14 protein-coding genes are annotated in these 20,153 nt (G+C 74.5%); 7 read left to right on the forward strand and 7 right to left on the reverse strand.

Features of this window, described 5'->3' with window-relative positions; genetic code table 11:
- Window positions 1-4 precede the first annotated feature (4 nt).
- Genes ACEZDE_RS18615 through ACEZDE_RS18625 form a run of 3 tightly spaced genes read right to left on the reverse strand, consistent with a single transcriptional unit; the run spans window position 5 to window position 3,672 of the window.
- Window positions 5-406, reverse strand: a complete 402-nt coding sequence (locus tag ACEZDE_RS18615; RefSeq protein ID WP_380537422.1) for an OB-fold nucleic acid binding domain-containing protein — start codon at window positions 404-406, stop codon at window positions 5-7.
- 45 nt (window positions 407-451) lie between these two features.
- Entirely contained in the window at window positions 452-1,135 is a 684-nt protein-coding gene (locus tag ACEZDE_RS18620; protein ID WP_380537423.1) for a response regulator, read from the reverse strand.
- A complete protein-coding gene (locus ACEZDE_RS18625; RefSeq protein WP_380537424.1) occupies window positions 1,132-3,672 on the reverse strand; it encodes an ATP-binding protein in 2,541 nt (846 codons plus the stop codon). Before ACEZDE_RS18625 ends, ACEZDE_RS18620 begins: the two co-directional genes overlap by 4 nt.
- 163 nt (window positions 3,673-3,835) lie before the next feature.
- Between ACEZDE_RS18625 and ACEZDE_RS18630 the strand changes: the two genes are divergently transcribed.
- The 7 genes from ACEZDE_RS18630 (at window position 3,836) to ACEZDE_RS18660 (ending at window position 11,898) form a co-directional block, all read left to right on the forward strand.
- Window positions 3,836-5,248, forward strand: a complete 1,413-nt coding sequence (locus tag ACEZDE_RS18630; protein ID WP_380537425.1) for an amidase — start codon at window positions 3,836-3,838, stop codon at window positions 5,246-5,248.
- Window positions 5,249-5,412: 164 nt separating this feature from the next.
- The gene (locus ACEZDE_RS18635; protein WP_380537426.1) at window positions 5,413-6,660 is read left to right on the forward strand and encodes an ROK family transcriptional regulator; all 1,248 of its coding nucleotides are present in this window, start codon (window positions 5,413-5,415) and stop codon (window positions 6,658-6,660) included.
- A 296-nt stretch (window positions 6,661-6,956) separates the two neighbouring features.
- A complete protein-coding gene (locus ACEZDE_RS18640; protein WP_380537427.1) occupies window positions 6,957-8,288 on the forward strand; it encodes an LLM class flavin-dependent oxidoreductase in 1,332 nt (443 codons plus the stop codon).
- Window positions 8,289-8,314: 26 nt separating this feature from the next.
- Complete coding sequence (locus ACEZDE_RS18645; RefSeq protein ID WP_380537428.1) at window positions 8,315-9,337, forward strand: ABC transporter substrate-binding protein; 1,023 nt, start codon at window positions 8,315-8,317, stop codon at window positions 9,335-9,337.
- A 32-nt stretch (window positions 9,338-9,369) separates the two neighbouring features.
- Window positions 9,370-10,317 (forward strand): TauD/TfdA dioxygenase family protein, encoded by a 948-nt coding sequence (locus tag ACEZDE_RS18650; protein WP_380537429.1) that lies wholly within the window; start codon window positions 9,370-9,372, stop codon window positions 10,315-10,317.
- Window positions 10,318-10,343: 26 nt separating this feature from the next.
- Window positions 10,344-11,207 (forward strand): ABC transporter permease, encoded by an 864-nt coding sequence (locus tag ACEZDE_RS18655; protein WP_380537430.1) that lies wholly within the window; start codon window positions 10,344-10,346, stop codon window positions 11,205-11,207.
- A 1-nt stretch (window position 11,208) separates the two neighbouring features.
- Window positions 11,209-11,898 carry an ABC transporter ATP-binding protein gene (locus ACEZDE_RS18660; protein ID WP_380537431.1) on the forward strand — a complete coding sequence of 230 codons (690 nt, stop codon included), beginning with the start codon at window positions 11,209-11,211 and terminating at the stop codon, window positions 11,896-11,898.
- 26 nt (window positions 11,899-11,924) lie between these two features.
- On the opposite strand, the gene ACEZDE_RS18665 is transcribed toward ACEZDE_RS18660, so the two are convergent.
- The 4 genes from ACEZDE_RS18665 to ACEZDE_RS18680 form a co-directional block, all read right to left on the reverse strand.
- The gene (locus ACEZDE_RS18665) at window positions 11,925-12,665 is read right to left on the reverse strand and encodes an ABC transporter ATP-binding protein (RefSeq protein ID WP_380537432.1); all 741 of its coding nucleotides are present in this window, start codon (window positions 12,663-12,665) and stop codon (window positions 11,925-11,927) included.
- Complete coding sequence (locus tag ACEZDE_RS18670) at window positions 12,662-13,717, reverse strand: ABC transporter ATP-binding protein (protein ID WP_380537433.1); 1,056 nt, start codon at window positions 13,715-13,717, stop codon at window positions 12,662-12,664. The genes ACEZDE_RS18665 and ACEZDE_RS18670 overlap by 4 nt, the downstream gene beginning before the upstream one ends.
- A gap of 109 nt (window positions 13,718-13,826) precedes the next feature.
- Window positions 13,827-16,661, reverse strand: a complete 2,835-nt coding sequence (locus tag ACEZDE_RS18675) for a hypothetical protein (protein ID WP_380537434.1) — start codon at window positions 16,659-16,661, stop codon at window positions 13,827-13,829.
- The gene (locus ACEZDE_RS18680; protein ID WP_380537435.1) at window positions 16,658-20,119 is read right to left on the reverse strand and encodes an ABC transporter permease; all 3,462 of its coding nucleotides are present in this window, start codon (window positions 20,117-20,119) and stop codon (window positions 16,658-16,660) included. The genes ACEZDE_RS18675 and ACEZDE_RS18680 overlap by 4 nt, the downstream gene beginning before the upstream one ends.
- Window positions 20,120-20,153: the final 34 nt, after the last annotated feature.

The raw sequence follows: 20,153 nt of genomic DNA on the forward strand, positions 1-20,153 counted from the left end.
GGTGCTACTCCGTTCCGACGGGGCGCAGCTCGTACCGGGGGTTGAAGAGCACCCGGCGGCCCCGCGCGTGGCTGATCCGACCGTGGGCCACCAGGCGGCGGCCGGGCTCTATCCCGGCGATCGAGCGGCGGCCGAGCCAGACCACGTCCAGCGCGTCGGTGCCGTCGAAGAGTTCCGCCTCCAGCGCCGGGACGCCGGCCCGGGGGCGCAGCGTCACCGCCCGCAGGGTGCCGGTGACCGTCACCTCCTGGCGGTCCTGGCAGGAGGCGATGGGGGTGCAGCCGGCTTCCACGGCGTCCTGGCGGAGCTCCTCCGCCTGCAGTTCCTCGCTGCTGGCCGCCAGCCGGTTGAGCATGCGGCGAAACCGCCCGCCCTGCTGCTGCTCACTGCGGATGTCACCACTCATGCCCGAAGCGTACAGCGCCGGACCGCACCGGATCACTGTGCGAACTCACTGTTCGAAGCGGTATCCCATGCCCGGTTCGGTGATGAAGTGCCGGGGGTGCGCCGGGTCGGCCTCCAGCTTGCGGCGGAGCTGGGCCAGGTAGACCCGGAGGTAGTTGCTCTCGGTGCCGTAGGCGGGCCCCCACACCTCCTGGAGCAGCTGCTTCTGGCTGACCAGCCGGCCCGCGTTGCGGACCAGCACCTCCAGCAGGTGCCATTCGGTGGGGGTGAGCCGGACGTCCGCGCCGTCGCGCTGGACCCGCTTGGCGACCAGGTCCACGGTGAAGCCCGCGGTGGTGACCACGGCCTCGTCCGGCTCGCCGCCGGACGGGGCGGCCCTGCGCACCGCGGCGCGCAGCCGGGCCAGCAGCTCGTCCATGCCGAACGGCTTGGTGACGTAGTCGTCGGCGCCCGCGTCCAGCGCGTCCACCTTCTCGTCCGAGGTGTGCCGGGCCGAGAGCACGATCACCGGGATCGTGGTCCAGCCGCGCAGGCCGCGGATGACCTGGGTGCCGTCCATGTCCGGCAGGCCGAGGTCGAGCAGCACCACGTCCGGGTGCCGGGCGGCGGCGAGTTCGAGGGCGGAGGCGCCGTCGTGGGCGGCGTCGACCTCGTAGCCGCGGGCGCGGAGGTTGATCACCAGCGCCCTGGCGATCTGCGGCTCGTCGTCGACGACGAGAACCCTGGTCATGCGGTGTCGCCCTTCGGCCGTTCTGGATGGGGGTGCGGTTGCGGACGGGTGTACGGGAAGGAGAAGACCATGGTCAGGCCGCCGCCGGGGGTGTCCTCCGCGGTGAGGCTGCCGCCCATGGCCTCGGTGAAGCCGCGGGCGACGGCCAGCCCGAGGCCGACCCCGACGCCCCTGGGGGTGTCGCCGTAGCGCTGGAACGGCTCGAACACCTTGTCCTTGGCCTGGTCCGGGATACCGGGGCCGTGGTCGGCGACCCGCAGCTCGATCCGGTCCTGCTCCCCGGTCAGCCGCAGCACGCTGCCGGAGACCAGCACCTGTCCCGGGCCCTGGTACTTCACGGCGTTCTCGACCACATTGGCCAGCGCCCGCTCCAGCAGCCCGGGGTCGCCCTCCAGCAGCGGCATCTCCTCGGAGACGTCCAGCCGCACCGCGTCGGCCGGGACGCCGCGCAGCGCCAGCGGGACCACCTCGTCCAGGTCGAACTCGCGGACCAGCGGGACCACCGCGCCGGTCTGCAGCCGGCTCATGTCCAGCAGGTTGCCGATCAGGTGGTCCAGCCGGTCGGCCCCCTCCTCGATCCCGGCCAGCAGTTCCGCCTCGTCCTCGGCGCTCCAGCGGATGTCCTCGGCGCGCAGCGAGGACACCGACGCCTTGATGCCGGCCAGCGGCGTCCGCAGGTCGTGCGAGACGGCGGCCAGCAGCGCGGTGCGGATCCGGTTGCCCTCGGCCAGCCGGCGGGCCTCGGCGGCCTCCTCGCCCAGCCTGCGCCGGTCCAGCATCACCGCCGCCTGGGCCGCGAACGCGCCGAGCACCCGGCGGTCGCCGGCCGGGAGCACCCGTCCGGAGAGCGCCAGCGCCAGCTGCTCGCCGACCGGGACGTCCACGTCCGCCTGCTCGGGGCGGCTCACCGGGGCCGGGCCGACCGCGCCGGCGCAGGTCCACGGGCCGAAGTCCTGGCTGCGTTCCAGCAGCGCCACCGACTCCATCTGGAAGGTCTCCCTGACCCGCTCCAGCAGGGCGGGCAGTGCCTGCTCGCCGCTGAGCACGCTGCCGGCCAGGAAGCTCAGCGTCTCCGCCTCGGCCCGGCTGCGGGCCGCCTCGGCGGTGCGGGCGGCGGCCAGGTCGACCACGTAGGCGACGGCCAGCGCCACCGCCAGGAAGATCGCGATGGCCAGGATGTTCTGCGGGTCGGCGACGGTCAGCGTGTGCAGCGGCGGGGTGAAGTACCAGTTGATCAGCAGTGACCCGATCACCGCCGAGGCCAGGGCCGGGAACAGGCCGCCGGTGAGCGCGGCGGCGACGGTCAGCGCGAGGTAGAGCAGCATGTCGGTGCTGTCGCTGCGGTGGCCGCCGAGGATCCAGGTGAGCAGCAGCGGCCCGGCCACGCCGAGCAGCCAGCCCACGCTGGTCCTGGCCGGTCCGAGCCGGGCGATCCGCCGGATCGGGCGGACCCGGCCGGTGGCGACGTGCTCGTGGGTGACGATGTGGACGTCCACGTCCCCCGCGTCGCGGGCCACGGTGGCGCCGACGCCGGGGCCGAGCACCCACTCCCAGGCCTTGCGGCGGCTGCTGCCCAGCACGATCTGGGTGGCGTTGACGCCGCGGGCGAAGTCGAGCAGGGCCACCGCGGCGTTGTCGCCGAGCACCGAGTGGAAGCTGCCGCCGAGCGACTCGACCAGGGCCCGCTGCCCGGTCAGCTCCCCCGGCGAGGCGCCGGTCAGCCCGTCGCTCCTGGCCACGTAGACGGCCAGGATCTCGCTGCCGGAGCCCTTGGCGGCGATCCTGGCGGCCCGGCGGATCAGGGTGCTGCCCTCGGGGCCGCCGGTGAGGCCGACCACGATCCGCTCGCGGGCCTGCCAGGTGTCCTTGATCCGGTTGTCGGCCCGGTAGCGCTGGAGGTACTCGTCGACCCGGTCGGCGGTCCACAGCAGCGCCAGTTCGCGCAGCGCGGTCAGGTTGCCGGGGCGGAAGTAGTTGGAGAGCGCGGCGTCGACCTTCTCCGGGGCGTAGACGTTGCCGTGCGCCAGCCGCCGCCGCAGCGCCTCGGGGGTCATGTCGACCAGTTCGATCTGCTCGGCCCGGCGGACCACCTCGTCCGGGACGGCCTCCTGCTGGCGCACCCCGGTGATCCCCTCGACCACGTCGGAGAGCGACTCCAGGTGCTGGATGTTGACGGTGGAGACCACGTCGATGCCCGCGTCCAGCAGCTCCTGGACGTCCTGCCAGCGCTTGGCGTTGCGCGAGCCGGGGACGTTGCTGTGGGCCAGTTCGTCCACCAGGGCGACGGCTGGCCCGCGGGCCAGCACCGCGTCCACGTCCATCTCGGCGAAGACCGAGCCGCGGTGCTCCAGCGAGCGCCTGGGCACCGTCTCCAGACCGGCCAGCAGCGCGGCGGTGTACTCCCGCCCGTGGTCCTCGACCACGCCGACCACCACGTCCGCGCCGCGCTCGCGCCGCCGGTGCGCCTCGCCGAGCATGGCGCAGGTCTTCCCCACTCCGGGAGCGGCCCCCAGGTAGATCCGCAGCCTGCCGCGCATGTCCGTCCTCGCTCCTCGTTCCAGCCGAGCGTACGGGACGGCGACCGGCCGGACGGCCCGCCGGACCGGCCCGCAGTCAGTTTTGACGGCATCCTGACGGGCCCTGTCCCAGCGTCGTCGCCGATGCGAGGATCGGCGGCACCATCATCTGAGGGGATATGCAATGACGCAGCTCCACGACCTGACCGCGCTGGAACAGGGTGAGTTGATCAGCACCGGGAAGCTCTCCCCGGTCGAGCTGACCGACCACTACCTGGACCGGATCGACCGGTTGAACGCGACCGTCGGCGCGTACATCACGGTGACCCCGGAGCTGGCCCGGGAGCAGGCGGCGAAGGCGGAGGCGGCGCTGCGCGAGGACCGGCCGCTGTCGCCGCTGCACGGGGTCCCGGTGCCGGTCAAGGACCTCAACTTCGTCGCCGGGGTGCGGACCACCCTGGGTTCCGCCGCCTTCGCCGAGCACGTCCCGGAGACCGACGACCACGTCGTCAGCAAGCTGCGCGAGGCCGGGACGGTGCTGCTGGGCAAGACCAACACCCCGGAGTTCGGGCTGCCCTGCTACACCGAGAACGAGATCGCCCCGCCCGCCCGCACCCCCTGGGACCTGGACCGGTCCGCCGGGGGCTCCAGCGGCGGCGCGGGCGCGGCGGTGGCCGCCGGGCTGGCGCCGCTGGCGCAGGGCAGCGACGGCGGCGGCTCGATCCGGATCCCGGCCTCGGTCTGCGGGCTGTTCGGGATCAAGCCCAGCCGGGGCCGGATCAGCAGCGGCCCGACTCTGTACGACATCAGCGGCCTGAGCACGGCGGGCCCGCTGGCCCGTACCGTCGCGGACGCGGCGGCGCTGCTGGACGTGATGTCCGGACCGATGCCGGGGGACCCGTACACCGCGCCCGCGCTGCCGCCCGGCGAGACCTTCCTGGACCAGGTGGCCCGCGAGCCCGCCGCGCTGCGGGTGGCCGTGCTGACCACCCCGTCGATCCCCGGGATCACCGTGCACCCGGACTGCCTCGCGGCCACCGAGAGCGCCGCCGAGCTGCTCGCCTCGCTGGGCCACCGCCCGCAGGCGCTGGAGCTCCCGGCCGACGACAACCTGCGGGTGGTGTTCGAACGGGTGTGGGCGGTGATGGCGGCGGCCCGGCCGGCGCCGGACGAGTCGCTGCTGATGCCGCTGACCCGGCATCTGCGCGCGCTCGGACGGGAGGTCTCCGGGCCGGACTTCGCCGCCGCGCTCTACACCTTCCGCGCGGTCGGGGCGCTGGTGGCGACGCTGCAGCAGGACTTCGACGTGATCCTCACGCCGACCCTGGCCCAGCCCCCGGCCCTGGTCGGCGGCCTGCGCGACGACCGGGACCCGGTCCGGGAGTTCGGCAACCTGACCGCCTTCACCCCGTTCACCGGGCTCTACAACTCCACCGGCCAGCCGTCGGTGAGCCTGCCGCTGTACTGGAACGAGGCCGGACTGCCGATCGGGGTGATGCTCGGCGGACGCTACGGCGACGAGGCGACGCTGATCTCGCTGTCCGCACAGCTGGAACGGGTCCACCCGTGGGCGCACCGCAAGCCCGCGCTCTGGTAGTCCGCGTCCCGGCCGGCCCCCTCCGGTTCGCAGGACTGCCACACCGCTGTAACACACGTCCATTGACCCTCCCCGACGGCGTTGCGACCATCGGCGCATGACCTCCTCGACCTGTCCCGGCGGCCGGTAGCCGATCCGTACCCCGTCGACCGAGGACTCCGCCGATGCCGCTCGCGCTGATTGCCACTCCCGCACCGCCGCCCGTGCCCGAGCAGCCCGACGGGGCGGCCGCCGTGCTCCGCGCCGCCCTGCGCCGCGGGCCCCTGGCCCGCACCGCCATCAGCAGGGAGACCGGCCTGAGCCCGGCGGCCGTCTCCCGGCACGTGGCCGACCTGCTGGCGCTCGGCCTGGTGTACGAGCCCAGGGAGCAGCCCGCGCAACCCCGGCCCGGGCGACCGCGGATCCCGCTGGACATCGACACCGGGCACCACCTGGCGGCCGGGGTGCACATCGCCATTCCGCAGCTGACCTTCTCGCTGACCGACCTGCGCGGCCAGGTCACCGCGCAGGAGCAGGCCCCGCGGCGGGCGGACCCCACCGGGGTGCTGCAGGACATCGCGGCCCTGCTGCCCGGCTTCCTGCGCCGGCACGCCGGGGGCCGCTCGGTGCTCGGCCTGGGCGTGGTCACCGGCGGCCGGGTGGACCCGGAGTCCGGGGTGCTGGTCGAGAACAGCGCGCTGGGCTGGCGGCAGGTCCCGCTGCGGCAGACCCTGCGGTCGGCGACCCGGCTGCCGATCCACGTGGACAGCCACGCCCGTGCCCTGGCCCAGGCCGAACTGCTCTTCGGCGCGGGCCAGGAGGAAGGTGCCGTGCGAAGCACGCCGGACAAGAGCGGCGGCGGGCGACGGGAGGGCAACCTGGTGCACCTGTTCGTCGGGAACGTGGTGGACGCGGCCATCGCCGCGGGCGGGGTGCTGCTGCGGGGGCGGGACAACAGTGCGGGCGGCATCGCCCACCTGCCGGTGCCGGAATCGACCACGCCCTGCCCCTGCGGCCGGACCGGCTGCCTGCAGGCCACGGTCTCGGACCGGGCGGTGGCCGAGCGCGCGGTCGCCGAGGGCGTCGTGCCGCGGCCCGAGCTGCCGCTGCTGCTGGCCGCGGCCGGGCAGGGGAGCCGGCACGCCCTGGAGCTGTGCCGGGCCAGGCTGCGGCTGCTGGCCCCGGCGGTGGCGCTGCTGCTGGACATGATCGGCCCCGATGTCCTGGTGCTCACCGAGGCGGTCACCATGTACCTGCCGGAGCTGCTGGACGAGCTGCACCAGGAGGTGGCCGCGCACACCCGGCAGCCGGTGCAGCAACTGGTCCGCCCGAGTTCCTTCGGTCCCGGGGCGCTAGCGGTCGCGGCCGGTGCACCGGTGCTGGCCTCGGTGCACCGGGATCCGCTGGCGCTGCGGACGGCGAGGTCGGCATGACCGCCAACGGCGCCGGAGTTAGTTCCACCGTGTCAGAAACCGTTGCCGCCAAGGTCGGCAGCCCGCAGACTCGGGGTATGGACGCACAGCGCAGGGCGACGATCCGGGGGGCCGCAGGCCGGCACCCGGTGAACGCCTTCCGCCTGCACCACTTCGCCGGACTGGGCTGTTAGCTCCTCGTCGCCCTCCCCGCGTTCCGTTCCGCCCGTGACCGCTCCGGGTTCTGACGGCACGTCGTTCCCGCACGTCGCTTCCGCACGCCACCTCGCCACCTCCACGTCCCGGAGTGCTCACGCATGCCCACAAACCGCAGGCAACTGCACCTCAACCTCTTCCTGATGGGCGTCGGCCACCACGAGGCCGCCTGGCGCCACCCCCGTACCGACCCGGCGAACCTCTCCTCACTGGCCCACTTCCAGCGGCTGGCCGCCACCGCCGAGGCCGCCGCCTTCGACTCGGTGTTCCTCGCGGACGGCGTCGAGGGGCCCGACCCGTCCCGGGCCAACGCCTGGATCAGCCACTTCGAGCCGTTCACGCTGCTGTCCGCGCTGGCCGTGGGCACCGAGCGGATCGGGCTGATCGGGACGGTCTCCACCGGCTTCACCGAGCCCTACAACCTGGCCCGGCAGTTCGCCTCGCTGGACCACCTCAGCAAGGGCCGGGCCGGCTGGAACATCGTCACCTCGGCCGGAGACCGGGCCGCCCGCAACTTCAACCGGGACGCCAACCAGGAGCACGCGGTCCGCTACCAGCGGGCCGCCGAGTACCTGGAGGTGGTGCGCTCGCTGTGGGACAGCTGGGAGGACGGCGCGCTGCTGCTGGACAAGGCGGAGGGGCGGCTCACCGATCCGGCCCGGCTGCACGAGGTCCGGCACAGCGGCGAGCACTTCCGGGTGCTCGGCCCGCTGAACATCCCGCGCGGCCCGCAGGGCCACCCGCTGCTGGTGCAGGCCGGCAGCTCGGCGGACGGCCGGGGCTTCGCCGCGGCCAACGCCGAGGCGGTGTTCACCGCGCAGCAGACGCTGGAGGAGGGCCAGGAGTTCTACCGCGACCTCAAGCGCAGGGCCGCCGCCCTGGGCCGCGACCCCGCCGGGATCGTGGTGCTGCCGGGCATCGTCCCGGTGCTCGGTTCCACCGAGGCCGAGGCCAAGGCACTGGACCAGGAGCTGGACGACCTGATCGACCCGACCAGGGCGGTCGCCACCCTGTCGGTGGTGCTCGGGGTGGACCTCGGCGCCCACCCGCTGGACGCCCCGCTGCCGCCACTGCCGCCGCTGACCGCGATCAACGGGGCCAAGAGCCGGTTCACCCTGATCCGCGACCTGGCCGAACGCGACCGGCTGACGCTGCGCCAACTGGTCGGCCGGCTCGGCGGCGGACGCGGGCACCAGGTCCTGGCCGGCACCCCGGAGCAGGTCGCCGACCACATCGAGCTCTGGTTCGACCAAGGCGCGGCCGACGGCTTCAACATCATGCCGCCGATCCTGCCCGAGGGCCTCGACCTGTTCGCCGAGCACGTCGTCCCCCTGCTGCGCGAGCGCGGCCTGTTCCGGCACGAGTACAGCGGCCGGACCCTGCGCCAGCACTACGGGCTGGACCGCCCGGCCAACCGCTACGCCTCCGTCTGACCCGTCGATCCAAGGAACCCACAGCCATGCGCACCCATGCCCTTCGCGCCCTCGCCCTGCCCGCCCTCGCGGCACTGCTGCTCCCGTTCGCCGCCGCCTGCGGCGGCAACGCCTCCGCCGACACATCCGGCGGCGCCAAAGCCGGACCGGTCACCCTGCGCGTCGGCGACCAGGGCAAGTTCCTGCAGACCCTGCTGCAGACCTCGGGGGAGCTGACCGGCCTCCCCTACAAGGTGGAGTTCGACCAGTTCAACAGCGGTCCGCTGGTGAGCCAGGCGATCGTGGCCGGTGACGTCGACTTCGGCGTCATGGGCGACACCCCGGCTCTGAACGCCGCCGCGGCCGGGCTCCCGGTGGACGTGGTCGCGGTCAGCCACACGGTCGGCCCCGGCTACACCCTGCTGGCCCGCGCGGGCTCGGGCATCCGCACCCTCGCCGACATCAAGGGCCACAAGGTCGCCTACTCCAAGGGCACCGCCAACCAGGGCTTCCTGCTCCAGGCGCTGGAAACGGTCCACCTGAAGCAGGCGGACGTGGTCCCGGTCGACGTCCCGCTGCAGAACATCGGCGGGGTACTGGAGTCGGGCAGCGTCGACGCCGCGACCGTGGCCGCCCAGGACCTGGTGACCTACACCGCGGCGCACCCGGACGCGGTGAAGCTGATCAACGGCTCCCAGGTGTCCTCCGGCTACACCTTCTGGCTCGCCACCAGGACGGCCCTGGCGAACTCCGCCGACCGGACCGCGCTCAAGGACCTGGTCGGCCGCCTGATCAAGGCCACCGCCTGGAACCGGGCGCACCCGGACGCCTGGATCGACGCCTACTACGTGAAGGTCAACAAGCAGACCCCGGCCGTCGGCAGGCTGGTCTACCGGAACTCGGGCGAGACCACGTTCTCGCCGCTGGACCAGAACGTCGTCAACGCCCAGCAGCGGCAGGCAGACCTGTTCCTGGCCAACGGCCAGGTCCCCGGAAAGGTCGACGTCGCCAGTGAGTTCCCGGCCGACGTCACCCAGGAGTTCAGCGCACTCGTCGCCGCCAACCAGTAGCAGCAGACAGCAGCACGACGAAGGGAAACCCCATGACTCTGACCGTCCGCCAGGTCGCCGGCCACATCGGCGCCGACATCCACGGAGTCGACCTCGCCCAGCCGCTCGACCCCGCCGAGGTGCAGCAGATCCGGGAGGCGCTGCACCGCCACAAGGTGGTGTTCTTCCGGGGCCAGGAGCTGGACCACGCCGCGCAGATCGCCTTCGCCCGGCAGTTCGGCGAGCTGACCTACGCCCACCCGCACGACGACACCCCGCCCGAGGACCACCCGGAGATCTTCACCATCGACCCGGCCCGGTTCGAGCAGCGCTACGGCAAGGGCTTCCGGGACGAGTACCGCAAGCGCCAGTACAGCTACTTCGACGGCTGGCACACCGATGTGACCGCGGCGGTCAACCCGCCGGCCGGTTCGATCCTGCGGGCCGAGCGGGTGCCCGAGGCCGGCGGCGACACCACCTGGACCAACCTGGTCGCCGCCTACCAGGGCCTGTCCGCCCCGGTCCGGGCCTTCGTGGACACCCTCCGCGCCGAGCACCGCTACGGCGGCAGCGCCCGGATCTCCGGGGACAGCGACTACGCCAAGCGGATCAACGACAACCTGCTGGTCTCGATCCACCCGGTGGTCCGGGTGCACCCGGAGACCGGGGAGCGGGCGCTGTTCGTCAACCCCGGCTTCACCAGCCACCTCGTCGACGTCAGCCCGGCCGAGAGCAAGCGGATCCTGGACCTGCTCTACGCCGAGATCACCCGTCCCGAGTACACCGTCCGGTTCCGCTGGGAGGCCGGCCACGTGGCCTTCTGGGACAACCGCGCCACCGCCCACCTCGCCCCGCGCGACCTGGAGCACCTGGACGTGGAACGCAGGCTGCACCGGGTGACCCTGATCGGCGACCTGCCGGTGGGACCGGACGGGCGCAGCTCCGAACTCGTCGAGGGCAGGCCCTTCACGGCCGACCACCGGGTCGCGGCCACCGTCTGACCCCCTTTCCCGCGGAAGGATCCACCATGGCGACCACCGTCGCAGTACCACCGGACACGAGCCAGGACCCCGACACGGCGGCACTGATCGACGCCGGCACGCTGAGCCGTCCGCACCGGACCCGGGTCCCGCTCCCCCGGTGGCTGCGGCGGCTGGCCGGCCCGGCCCTGGTCGTCGCGGTCTGGCAGCTGCTGGGCACCCTCGGGCAGATCAACCCGCGGATTCTGGCCACCCCGAGCCAGGTGGCGGTCGCGGCCTGGCAGCTAACCAGCGACGGCGAGCTGGGCACCAATCTGCTGGCCTCGCTGCAGCGGGTGGTGGTCGGCCTGGCGATCGGCGTCAGCGCGGGCGTGCTGCTGGCCGTGCTGGCCGGACTGTTCCGGCTGGGCGAGGAGCTGATCGACTCCACCATGCAGGTGGTCCGGGCGCTGCCGGTGCTCGGGCTGCTGCCGCTGGTGATCATCTGGTTCGGGGTGGGCGAGCAGCCGAAGATCGCCCTGGTGGTGTTCGCCGCCGCCTGCCCGGTCTACATCAACACCTACGCCGGCATCCGCGGCGTGGACAACCGGCTGGTCGAGTCGGGCCGGGTGGTCGGGCTCGGCCGGCTCGGGCTGATCCGGCACGTGGTCCTGCCCGGTGCCGTGCCCGGCTTCCTGGTCGGCCTGCGGTTCGCGCTGACCAGCGCCTGGCTGGTGATCATCATCGCCGAGCAGCTCAACGCCACCAGCGGCATCGGCTACCTAATGAACCAGGCCCAGGCCTGGTACCGGACCGACATCATCGTCCTCGGCCTGCTGATCTACGGGCTGCTGGGGCTGCTCGCCGACTCGCTGGTCCGCCTGCTGGAGCGCCGCCTGCTGGTCTGGCGCCATGGATTCAACGGAGCCTGAGATGACCCCACTCGCCGTCAGCGCGACCGATCTGCACCGCTCCTTCGACGGCCGCGAGGTCCTGGCCGGGATCGACCTGACCCTGCGCCAGGGCGAGTTCCTGGCGCTGCTGGGCCGCAGCGGCTCGGGCAAGAGCACCCTGCTGCGGGCGATGGCCGGCCTGGACCCGGAGTTCACCGGGCGGCTGCTGGTGCCCGAACGCCGCTCGGTGGTGTTCCAGGACCACCGGCTGCAGCCCTGGAAGCGGGTGCTGGACAACGTGGTGCTCGGACTGCCCAGGGCCGGGGCCAGGGCGGCCGGGCTCACCGCGCTGGAGGAGGTCGGCCTGACCGACCACGCCAGGGCCTGGCCGGTCACCCTCTCCGGCGGCGAGGCCCAGCGCGCGGCGCTGGCCCGCGCCCTGGTCCGGGACCCGCAGCTGCTGCTGCTGGACGAGCCGTTCGGCGCACTGGACGCGCTGACCCGGCTGCGGATGCACGGGCTGCTGCGCGAGCTGTGCGCCCGGCACCGCCCGGCCGTGCTGCTGGTGACCCATGACGTGGACGAGGCCATCGCGCTGGCGGACCGGATCATCGTCCTCACCGACGGTCGGCTCGGCCGCCCGCACCAGGCGGTACGGGGGTCCGCCGAGCTGCGGACGGAGCTGCTGGCCGAGCTGGGGGTCGGCGTCGGGGAGCCGGTGGCGGCCTGATCCCCAGCCGGCCGCCGCCCTGGCCGCTACCCCTCGACGATCTGGCCGTCCCTCAGGTCGAGCACCCGGTCCGCGAGCTCCATCAGCGCCGGGTCGTGGGTGGCCACCAGGGCGGTGACGCCCTCGCTGCGCACCACCGCGCGCAGCAGCTGCATGATCGCGCGGCCGGTGTCGGAGTCCAGCTGGCCGGTGGGCTCGTCGGCGATGATCAGGGCCGGCTGGTTGGCCAGCGCGCGGGCGATGGCCACCCGCTGCTGCTGGCCGCCGGACAGCTCGCCGGGCCGCTGGTCGACGTGGTCGGTCAGGCCGACCAGGCCGAGCAGCTCGCGTACCCGCTCCTCGCGCTCGCGCGGCGGGGTGCGCTTGAGCCGCATCGGGACGCCGACGTTCTCGGCCGCGGTGAGGATCGGGATCAGCCCGAAGGACTGGAACACGAAGCCGATCCGGTCCCGGCGCAGCGCCAGCAGCCCGTCCTCGGGCAGCTCGGCGCCGTCGGAGTCGGCGAGGGTGCGGCCGTCCACCACGATCCGGCCCGAGCTGGGCCGGTCCAGGCCGCCGACCAGGTTGAGCAGGGTGGTCTTGCCGGATCCGGAACGCCCCTTGAGCGCGGTCAGTTCACCGCGGCGGGCGGTGAAGGACACGCCGCGCAGGGCGTGCACGGCGGTGGAGCCGCTGCCGAAGGTCTTGTGCAGGTCCTGGACCTCCACCATCGGCGCTCCGGGCTCGGCCACCGCGGCGGCGCCCTGCGGTGCGGTGCTGCTGCTCATCGCTTCCCCTGGTTCTGGTCGGAGTTCCGGTCGGAGTCCTGGTCGGGCCCGGCGCCCGGGTCGGCGTCGGCGTCCCCGTCCGCGTCGGCCCTGGCCTGCCGGGCCGCCGCGTCCGGCCATACTCCGATGTGATCGGCCTCCAGCGCCAGCCTCACCCGCTTGCGCATGTGCAGCCGCTCGGTGAACTCGGACGGTAGCTGCAGCCGTCCGTTGCGGTCCAGTACCGCGTACTCCTCCGCGGTCAGCTCCTCCACGCCGTCCTGACCGGTGGTGACGCTGCGCAGGACCTCGGTGGAGGTGCGGCCGTTGCGGATCCGCACGGTGCGCTGGACCTGCTCGGAGACCAGTGCGTCATGGGTGACCACGACCACGGTGACGCCCAGGTCCCGGTTGGCGCTGCGCAGCGCGGCGAAGATCTCCTCGCTGGTGGCGGTGTCCAGCTCGCCGGTGGGCTCGTCGGCGAACAGCACCCGGGGGCCGTTGGCGTTGGCCACCGCGATGGCGACCCGCTGCTGCTCGCCGCCGGACAGCTCGCCGGGGCCGCGGTCCCGGCAGTGGCCGACGCCGAGCAGGTCGAGCAGCTCCTCGGCGCGGGCCCGGCGCTTGCCGCGCTTGACCCCGGTGTAGCTCATCGGCAGCATCACGTTCTCGACCGCGGTCAGGTACGGGAGCAGGTTGCGGGCGGTCTGCTGCCAGACGAAGCCGACCGTGCCGCGCCGGTAGGCGAGCCGGTCCCGGCGCTTCATGGCGAGCAGGTCGTGGCCGGCCACCTCGGCCGACCCGGCGGTGGGGACGTCCTGGCCGGACAGGATGCCGAGCAGGGTGGACTTGCCGGAGCCGGAGGCGCCGATGACCGCGATCATCTCCCCCTTGGCCACGGCCAGGTCGAGCCCCTGCAGGGCCTGCACCTCGACGCCCTCGGTCTGGTAGATCCGGACCAGGTTCTCGCAGACGATCAGGCCCTCCTCCCGGTCCGGCACCCCGGCCGCGGCGGCGCGGCGGCGCAGCTCGGCGAGGTCGGGCGGCGCAGTGGTCGGGCTGTTGACGGTCACGGTGTTCCCCCCGGCGAAGCGTCTGTGGCAGTGGCGATGATGGTGGTGGCAGTGGTGGCCAATTCTGTCGTTTCCTTGCTTGGCTCGGTAGCTTTTTTGCTCACCCCGGTCATGTGCCCCCCAGTCTGAGCACCGCGCCGAGCCGCCGCGTGCGAGCCACCGTACTCTCCACCACCGCGGCCCCCAGGACCAGCAGTCCCAGGCCGAGGCCGAGCAGCAGGGTCAGCCGGTAGTCGGTGCGCAGGGCCGGGTCGGCCGGGCCGCCGGTGAACTGACGGATACTCAGTGCCGGGCCCAGGATCCGCGGCTCCAGCACCCCGATCAGCACCCCGCCCAGGGCCGCGGCGGCGGCCAGCGGCAGCAGCTGCGCGATCTGCAGGAACGTCGCCGCCCCGCCGCTCAGGCCGAGCGTGCGCAGGTAGGAGCTGGTGCGGTTGCGCTCACGGGCGGTCAGCACCAGCTCCAGGGCGACCGCGAGCAGCCCGAACAGCACCGCCAGCAGCGTGCAGACCGTGTACGAGGTGCTCACCAGCCGGGCCAGGCCGTCGTCCCGCAGCTGCGCCAGCTGGTCGGCCCGCAGCCGGATCTCGGCCAGCGGGCCGAGCGCGTCGCCCGCCGCCAGCGCGGCGGCCCGCGGATCGGCCCCGGGCCGGTCGTAGACCAGCAGCGCGGTGGCGCCGGTCAGCTGGCCGGGGAGCACCGCGTCGGCGGCGCCGGTGGCCACCATCAGCACGGTCCCGGCGGGCAGTCCGCCGGTGATCGGTCCGAGCGCCGGGTCGGCCAGGGCCGCCGGGTCCAGCACCCCGGCCGGCCGCACATGGAGCGCCCCGGGGACGGTCACCGCGGCGTCGACGGTGGCGGTGAGGGTCTCCTTGGACTCCTCGGCGAAGAACGCGGCACCGGTCAGCACCGGGAACGACTGGTCGGTCGGGTCGGTGCGGACCGGCCTGCCGTCGCCCAGCGCGGCCAGGGCCCGCACCAGCGGCGAGCCCGGCTCGGCGGCGGCCAGCCGGGCCGCGTCCACGGTGACCAGCGCGACCCCGGCGTAGGTCGCCCCGTTGACGTCGCCGACCAGGTGGACGCTGCGGCGGTGCTCGGCCACGGTGGTCCGCACCGGGCTGCCGGCGCCGGACGGGACCGGCTTGGGCGTCACATTGCCGCTCTGCAGCACGGCCACGTCGCCGCCCGCCGACCAGGCCGCGCCGACCGCCCCGCCGTCCGCGATCGAGCGCGAGACCAGGCCGCCGAACACCGCCGTGCCCAGGGTGATCACCAGGACGAACAGGGCCAGCGCGGTCGCCGGGGCGTCCCGTCCGGCCCGGCGCAGGCCGACGAAGGCGACCACCCCGCTGCCCCGCCTGGCCTGGCCTGCCAGCAGCCGGAGCACCAGCGGGTAGATCCGGACCAGCAGCAGCACCGCGGCCGTGGCGAGCAGCACCGGCACCAGGCTGAGCTGTAGGTCCACCCCGTCCCCGCCGCCGCTGCCCCGGGCCCGCAGGGCGACCGTCCCGGCCACCGCCAGCAGCAGCGCGGTCGCCTCCAGCACCGCCCGGCGACCGCGGCGACGGCCGCGCCGCCGCGGATCACGGGCGACCGCGGGCTCCCTGACCGCCTGCCAGGTCAGCAGCGGGACCAGCAGCAGCGCCAGGCCGGTGCCCAGCAGCGCCAGCAGCGGCTGCGGCGAGCCGCTGGTCCCGGTCGGGGCGAGCCAGCGCCCCAGGAACCAGCCCAGCGCCGCCGCGGCCAGCACCACCGGCGTGGTGATCGCGGTCCGCAGCAGCACCAGACCGGTACTGGACGCCCCGCGCGAGCGCTGCAGCGCCAGGTCGTCGGCCCGGCGGCGCAGCAGCAGCCGTATCGCCACCAGAACGGTCACCAGGCCGACCGCGAACAGCGAGGCGCCGGCGAACGAGGCGAGTTCCCTGGTCTGCACGTCCTCGCCGGCGAAGGCAGTGGCCAGCGGGGTGAACCGGTCGTCGAGCTGGTACGTGCCGACCTTGACGTTGCCCATCTCGCACTGCTCCCGGCCCATCGGGTCCGAGGAACCGCACATGCTGCCGGCCAGGTCGGTCGGGTAGGCCTGGAGCGCGCTCAGCACCCCGGCGGCCTGGTGCACCGCGTCGTGCCCGAGCCCGAGCCGGAGCTCCCAGGTGATGGTGGGCAGGGTGATCGCGTCGTCCTTCATCTCCGCCGCGGCGTCCGCGTCGACCAGGCCCTGGACCGAGACGTTGGCCTTCCCGTCCTTGGTCCCGTCCGGGTAGGACTGCGGCTGGTTCAGGGTGGGCTGGTCGCGCCAGAAGTCGTCGTCGGGGTCGACCGGCTCGAAGATCCCGGAGACGGTGAAGTAGGTGCTGTGGAAGACCCCGAGCAGGGGCTCCTCCTGGGCGGTGACCTGCTGGCCCACGGTCAGCCCGGTCAGCGCGGCGGCGGCCCGCGAGATCGCGATGCCGGGCGGCGAACCGGCCGGGGCCCGCCCGCCGGGCGGCCCGCCCGCCACATAGCGCAGGTGCGCCGCGGCGTCGCTGACGTGATGCGGGGTCAGCGAGGTGGTGCTGGCCCGGTCCACGGTGCTCTGCGGGGCGGTCACCTTCAGCAGCGGGAAGGTCACCACGGTCCTGGCCACCGTCAGCGAGGACCCGGTCGGCAGGGTCGCGGTCCCGACCACCTGCTCGCCGCCCGCGGCGGTCTGGCTGAGCACCGGACCGGCGTGCGCCTGCAGCGCCGGGTCGTCGAAGACCTCCTCGGCGGTGCTCACCGACACCAGCGCCGGGCCGTGCTGGGCCGCGGCGACCCGGTGCCGCAGCGCCTGGTCCCGCTGGCCCGCCAGCACCACCGGACCGGCCGCGCCGATCCCGGCGAGCACCGCGACCAGCACCGCCAGACAGGCCAGCAGCGGCAGGTCCCCCCTGGCCTCGCTGCGCAGCAGGCGTGTTCCGCCGGTCATGAGTCTTCCCCCGCTCGCAGAGTCCGGACCAGGTCCACCCGGGCGAGCAGCCGGGAGAGGGTCATCACCACCAGGCAGATCGCCCCGGCGGTGGCCACCGCCGTCAGCGCCACCCACAGCCACGGCACGTCGATCCGCAGCGGGGGGTACGGCTGCTCCCCGGTGTCGTCCACGGTGACCAGGGGCAGGATCACCGCGGCCAGGCCGACCCCCAGCAGCGCCCCGGGGAGCACCGCGAACAGGGTCACCCCGATCTGCTCCAGCCAGAGCAGGGTCGCCAGCCGCCGGCTGCGCGTGCCCATCGCCCGCAGCAGCGCGAACTCGCGCCGCCGCTCCCGGGTGGTGATCACCACGTGCACGGTGAAGCCGATCACCGCGAACGCCGGGGCGAGCAGCCGACACAGCGCGAGCACCGCCCGCATCCCGAACCGGAACGGGTCGGAGCGCTGCTGGGCCGCGACCTGGTCCCGGGTGACCGCCGTGCCCAGCAGCGGGTCCGCGGCCACGGCCGCCGCGTCGGCGGCCGGGCGGGTGCTGGTCAGCCACCATCCGTTCGGCTGCTGCGGGCGGATCCCCTTGGCCAGCTCGGCGGCGGCCAGCACTCGCTGGTCGACCAGCAGGGCCGACTGCAGGCTGCCGACCCCGGGCAGCGCGGGGACCGTGCCGACGACCGTCACGTCGACGTTCTGCTCCTGCCCGATGCCGTCCAGGCCCACCCCGATCCGGATGGTGCCGCCGACCCGGGTGTGGGTCTGCGCGACGAAGGAGTCGTCGGCGAGCACCGGGACCGGCTCCGCCTGCCAGGGCCCCGGCCTGCCCGGCTCCAGCCGGACCGCGGTACCCTCCGCCTGCCCGCCCGGCGGGGCGGAGGCGACCTCGGCGCTCAACAGCGGCGCCGCGCCGCTTCCCCCGGACAGCGTGCACACGCCGGTGGGGTAGTGCGCGGTCGAGGCGGCGGGGGCGGAGCCCGCTGACGCGCAGTCGGTCGTGCCGGCGGCCAGGGCGGCCCCCGCCTGGCCCGGCCCCCCGGTCCGGTCGTACCAGCGCTGCCCGGTCGGCAGCGCGGCGGTCCAGCCGTCCCCGCCGATCCGGTACAGGGTCAGTCCGAACCGGGCCGCCGGCTGGTCGGGCAGCGGCGTCAGCGCCAGACCGGTCACCCGCAGCGGGTAGGCGCTGTCGGCCCGTCCGGGCAGGGCCAGGTGCAGCGTCCGGCGGACCCCGTCGGCCGCGGTGGGCGGGAGCGCGAGCTGGTCGCTCACCCCGTCCGCATCGACCACGGTGACGGTCAGGCCCGGCGCCGAGACCCTCGCGCCGGGCCCGGTGTCCGCGCTCAGCGCGAGGTCGAGGTCGATCCCGGCCGGGTGTCCTGGCAGCGCCACGCCGTCCGACGACCGGCCCTTTCCGAGTGACGCGACCTCGGCGGCGTAGTGCGGTCCGGCCAGGTCCCGGCGCAGCGACGGCGGCGGCGGGACGGCGCGTCCTGGCGCGGTCGCGGTGCTGTCGATGCCGATCAGGCCGACCGCGACGCTGTCCTCGGCGGCCATCGCCTGGTTCACCGTGACCGGGTTCACCGCGCTGACCCCGGGCAGCGCCTGCAACCGGGCCCGCAGCGACTCGGCCGGGTAACCCGGGGCCCCGCTCGCCGCCGCCGAGGTGACCGCGACGTCCGCGCCGATGGTGAACTGGGCCTGGTCCTCGGCCAGGGCGTCCAGGCAGGCCAGGGCGGTGGTCGCGAGCGCGCCGACGGTCACCGCCAGGCACATCAGCACCACCGGGCCCGCGTGCCGCTGCGAGCGCCGGCTGATCTGCCAGCCGGCCAGCGGCAGCACCAGGCCGCGGCGGCGCCGGGCGAAGGCGTCCAGCAGCCGGGAGGCCAGCGGCAGCAGCCGGAGCAGCAGCACCGACGCCGCGCCCACCGCGACCACCGGGACCAGCACCAGCACCGGGTCCACCGTCCCGGCCAGGGTCACCGTGGAGTGGTAGTGCCGCAGTTGCAGGTAGCCGAGGACGGCCACCGCCAGCAGCGCCAGGTCCGCGCCGAACTGCTGCGCCGCCGCGGCCCTGGCGCTGCGCACCCTGACCCGGACCGCGAAGTCCCGTCCGGTCACCGTGCGCAGCACCGGCAGCAGCGCGGCGGTCCCGTGCACCAGCGCGGTCAGCAGCACCGCGCCCCAGGCCTCCGCACCCAGGGTGCTGCCGGGCAGCGGCCCCTGCAGCAACCCGGTCCGGTGCAGGCCGCGCAGCAGCGGCTCGGCCAGGAACGGCGCGGCCACCGCGGTCGGCAGCACGATCACCGCCCACTCGACCCCGGCCGCGGTCAGCAGCCGCTGCCCGCCCGCGCCCCTGGTCTGCTGCAGCACCAGCTCGGTCCGCCGGTGCGCCGCGAGCTGACGGGCAGTCAGCACCAGGGTGGTCAGTGCCAGCACCGCGAGCAGCGCGCCGGGCAGGTAGAGCGCGGACCTGGCCACCACCTCGGTCCCGGCCAGGTGGTCCAGGATCACCGGCAGCGTGGAGGTGGGGTTGACCAGCAGCAGCGACGGGTCCGCGCCGTGGAACACCGAGTGGTTGGTGTCACTGGTCGTCAGCTCGGTCACCCGCTGGCCCAGGCCGGGCAGGTCCCCGGCCCGCAGCCGGGAGAAGTCGGGGACGGCGTCCCAGCGGACCGCGACCTGCTGGTTGAACGCGGCGGTGCCGTTCAGCTGCCCGGGGGCGACCAGCACCAGGTCGGTGACGTCGGTGGCGTTGCCGGCGACCGCGCTCCAGAAGCCCGGCTCGGTGGCGGACGGCCGGAACAGGCCGGTGATCCGCAGGGTGACCCGGTGCTGGTAGGAGTCCTCCAGCTTGAGCAGCGAGCCCGGCTTGAGGTGCAGCCGCAGCCCCAGCTGCTCCGGCAGGGCCGCGTCCACCGGGGTCCCGTCGCCGCTGGTCGGGCCCTCGGCGCCGGGGTGGACCACCGGCAGGTGCAGGAAGGCGCCGCCGGGGGCGTCGCCCGCACCGGCCGGCCAGCTGCCGGACACCAGGACGCCGTGGGCGGCGGCGCCCTGGACCGCGACCGGGTACATCGGCGTCGGCGTGACCGCGGCCCCCGGCACCACCAGCGGGGTCTGGCCGACCAGGCCCAGGTAGGTGTGCCGGGCCACCGGCCCGAAGGTGCGGTCCAGAGCGGCCCTGACGTCCCGGTCCCCGACCGCCATCCCGGCCGCCGCGTAGCTCGCGCTGACCTGGACCTGGGCTTCCGGCTGGGCCGCGACCCGGCTGACCGTGCCCGCGTCCACCGCGAACCCGGCCAGCGCGGCGAGCGCCGACAGCACCGTCCCGGCCAGCAGCACGGTGAGCGCGGCGGCGGTCAGCACCAGGCCGTGGTGCGCCGAGCGGCGGATCTGCACCGGCAGCCTGCGCGGCGGTCCGCCGCTGCCGGCCTTCCCCTGGCCCCCGGCTCTGACGGCTGTCGCGGCCACGCTGCTCCCCCGGCTCGTCCATGACTCTGGTCTA

It is taken from the genome of Streptacidiphilus cavernicola (assembly GCF_042510955.1).
Classification (GTDB): domain Bacteria; phylum Actinomycetota; class Actinomycetes; order Streptomycetales; family Streptomycetaceae; genus Streptacidiphilus; species Streptacidiphilus cavernicola.